3 protein-coding genes and 1 pseudogene are annotated in these 3,038 nt (G+C 68.6%); all 4 read right to left on the bottom strand.

Annotation, left to right across the window (positions count from 1 at the left end):
- On the bottom strand, nt 1–184 hold a 184-nt coding region (locus tag SJH88_RS18760), incomplete at its 3' end, for an aldolase/citrate lyase family protein (RefSeq protein WP_274755344.1).
- A gap of 11 nt (nt 185–195) precedes the next feature.
- Nucleotides 196–573: a VOC family protein gene (locus SJH88_RS18755; protein WP_042411975.1), complete on the bottom strand. Its 378-nt coding sequence runs from the start codon at nt 571–573 to the stop codon at nt 196–198.
- A gap of 66 nt (nt 574–639) precedes the next feature.
- Nucleotides 640–1,647, bottom strand: coding sequence for a tripartite tricarboxylate transporter substrate binding protein BugD (locus SJH88_RS18750; protein ID WP_274755343.1), 1,008 nt, complete (start codon nt 1,645–1,647; stop codon nt 640–642).
- A gap of 106 nt (nt 1,648–1,753) precedes the next feature.
- A pseudogene (locus SJH88_RS18745) lies at nt 1,754–2,895 on the bottom strand (MmgE/PrpD family protein); the annotation flags it as partial.
- Nucleotides 2,896–3,038 lie beyond the last annotated feature (143 nt).

Below are 3,038 nucleotides of genomic sequence, written 5' to 3'. Positions count from 1 at the left end.
CGGGCAGGGCCTGCACGGCCGCTTCCAGCGCGCGGCGGGCGTCCGCCTTGGCGCCCGGGGCCACGGCGTCCTCCCAGTCGGCAATCACCAGGTCGGCGCCGCTGGCCAGGGCCTTGGTCAGGCGCTCGGGCTGGCTGGCCGGAACGAAGAGGAAAGAGCAGGCATTGCGCAGCATGGGGGACATGGTCGACGGGGTCACGGGTATTGGGAAAGCTCGATCAGGTTCTGGTCGGGGTCGCGCACATAGACCGAGGTGATAGGGCCTTGCGCGCCGGTGCGGGCCACGGGGCCGCATTCGACCGCCACTCCATGCGCGGCCAGCCGGGCCTGGACCTGGTCCATCGGTAGCCGCGTGATCAGGCACAGGTCCAGGGCGCCGGGCGTGGGGTGCTGGGCCTTGGGCTCGAACTCGCGGCCGGCGATGTGCAGGTTGATCTTCTGCGCGCCGAAGACGAAGGCCTTGCGGCCCGCGCCGAACACTTCCAGCTGCATGCCGAGCACGGTGCAGTAAAAGTGCGTGCACGCGGCCTCGTCGGTGGTCGTCAGCACCAGGTGGTCCAGGTGGTCAATCATGGGGGGACAGTCTCCAGGTGGGCGGCGCGCGGGGCCGCCACCGGCCGCCGCGCGCCTGTCGGGGGCTTACTCGGCCGTGACCCCGGTTTCACGGATCACCTTGCCCCAGCGGGCCACTTCGGCCTCCAGGTGCTTGCGCAGGCCTTCCGGCGTGGCCTTCTCGGGCGAGACCAGGTCGGAGCTCAGGTCCGCGATGCGGGCCTTCACGGTCGCGTCTTTCAGGGCCACGTTCAGCGCCTGGTTGATCTTGGTGATCACCTCGTTGGGCGTGCCCTTGGGGGCGTACATGCCGTGCCAGACCTTGACGTCAAAGCCCTTCAGGCCTTGTTCGTTCAGGGTCGGAATGTCGGGCAGCGAGGACAGGCGCTCGGACGTGGTCACGCCGAACACCTTGGCGCGCTTGCCATCCTTGATCACGGGCACGGTCTGGGTCGTCTGGTCGCACAGCAGGTCGACCTGGCCGCCCATCAGGTCGTTCATGGCCGGGCCGGCGCCCTTGTAGGGGATGGTGGTCAGCTTCACGCCCAACTGGTGCATGAACAGCATGCCGCACAGCTGCGACACCGCACCGATGCCGGCGTTGGCCAGCGACACCTTGTCCTGGTTCTTCTTGACGTAGTCCTGCAGCTCCTGGAAGTTGTTGGCCGGGAAATCCTTGCGCGACAGCAGCGTCATGGGCACGTCCAGCACCTGGCCGATGTACTCGAAGTCCTTGAGCGGGTCATAGGGCAGCTTCTTGTACAGCGCCGGCGCGGTGGCCATGCCCATGTGGTGGATCAGGATGGTGTAGCCGTCGTTCTTGGACTTGGCCACGCGCGTGGGGGCGATGGTGCCACCGGCGCCCACCGTGTTCTCCACCAGCACACTCTGGCCCAGGCTCTGGCCCATGGGCACGGCCAGCAGGCGGGCGACCACATCGGTGGGGCCGCCGGCGCTGTAGGGCACCACCAGGGTGACGGGCTTGTCGGGCCAGTTGCTGGCCAGGGCCGGGCCCACACTGCAGGCCAGCACGGCCCCTGCGGCGCAGGCCTTCAGTGCCCAGCGGCGCGAGGAAGAGGTGGATGGGTGGGTCATGGTGGTCTCCTAGGTAGAACATGGGACGGGCGTTGTCGGTGTCGCCTCTGTGCCCGGGGGGAACACATGCCGGCGGCCCCCGCCACCGGCATGCAAAAACAGTTGCTCAGTCCAGCAGGCGCTGCACACGGGGCCACAGGGCCACCTGCCACAGCCGGGCCACGGCCTGCTGGGCCTGCGCGGCGGGCACCTGGCTGCCATAGGCCGCCAGGCGCAAGGCCTTGTCGGTGATCTCCTGGCGGCTCAAGCTGTTGCCCGGGTCGCCCTTGGGCTCGTCCACCCGGGCGTGCAGCATGCGGCCATCGGTGGTCTGCACCGTGACCTTGCCGATCCAGCGCTGCGGGTAGGCGGTGTCCACCTCGGTGTCCAGCACCATCCGCACCTTCTCGCGCAGCGCCACAGTGTCCGGGGCCAGGAAGTGGCTGTCGAATTCGGTCAAACCCGCATGGCCAAAGCGCGCAGCCAGGGCCAGCACGGTGCCCATGGAGAACTTGCTCTGGTGCACCGTGCTGGGCTGCACCACGGGGCCCAGCACATCAATGGCGCCCTGGTGCACATGGCAGGTCACCTGGGCCAGGTCGGCGGGTTGCAAATGGTTGTGCTGCATCACCTGCAGCAGCGCATCGGCGGCCGGGTGGGTGTGGCGGCAGGAGGCATGCCACTTGAAGCTGGTCTCGGCCGTGGCCCAGCGCGAGCCCAGGCCGTCGCTCAGCTTCGCGGGATGGCGTCCGTGCTCATGCCGGCGGCCAGGCCCTGTGGCCCGGTGAAGATGTCCTGCGCGCCGGTGAAGCCATCCTGGGCCAGGTACGCCGCCATCAGGCCGGCCGCGGCGGCGTGCGCGGTGTGCAGCTGCTTGCTGTCTGCGGCGGTGCGCAAAAACTCCCACAAGCCCGCCGACTGCGTGCCGGCCGAACCGAAGGCGTGCTGCATCTGCGCCGGTGTCAGGCCCAACAGGTGGCCGACGGCGGCGGCCGCGGCCAGCGTGCCGGCGGTGGCCGTGGTGTGGAAGATGCGGTAGTGGCTGCGCCCCAGGAACTCGCCCACGCGGATGCCGACTTCATAGCCGGCCACGCAGGCGGCCATCAGCTGCGCGCCGCTGGCGCCCAGGCTCTGGGCCACGGCCAGGGCCGGCGGGAAGACCACGGCCGCGGGGTGGAACACCGAGCCGTTGTGCACATCGTCCTGCTCGGCCACGTGTGCGGCGGCGGCATTGGCCAGCGCGGCCATCATGGGGGAGGTTGTGGTGCTTTGACCCACCACTTCACATGGCCTGTTGATTTCCATCCAGAAGTGACCCACTAGCCCCCGGTTTTTCCATCTCAATCTGACCCACGCATTAACCCTAGCCTGCTGCTTTTATGTGCAGCAGGAGACCAGGAGTGATTGACGTG

This window comes from Comamonas sp. GCA5 (genome assembly GCF_036541385.1).
In the GTDB taxonomy this organism is placed as follows: Bacteria; Pseudomonadota; Gammaproteobacteria; order Burkholderiales; family Burkholderiaceae_C; genus Comamonas; species Comamonas aquatica.
This window is presented reverse-complemented; position numbering and strand designations above follow the sequence as displayed.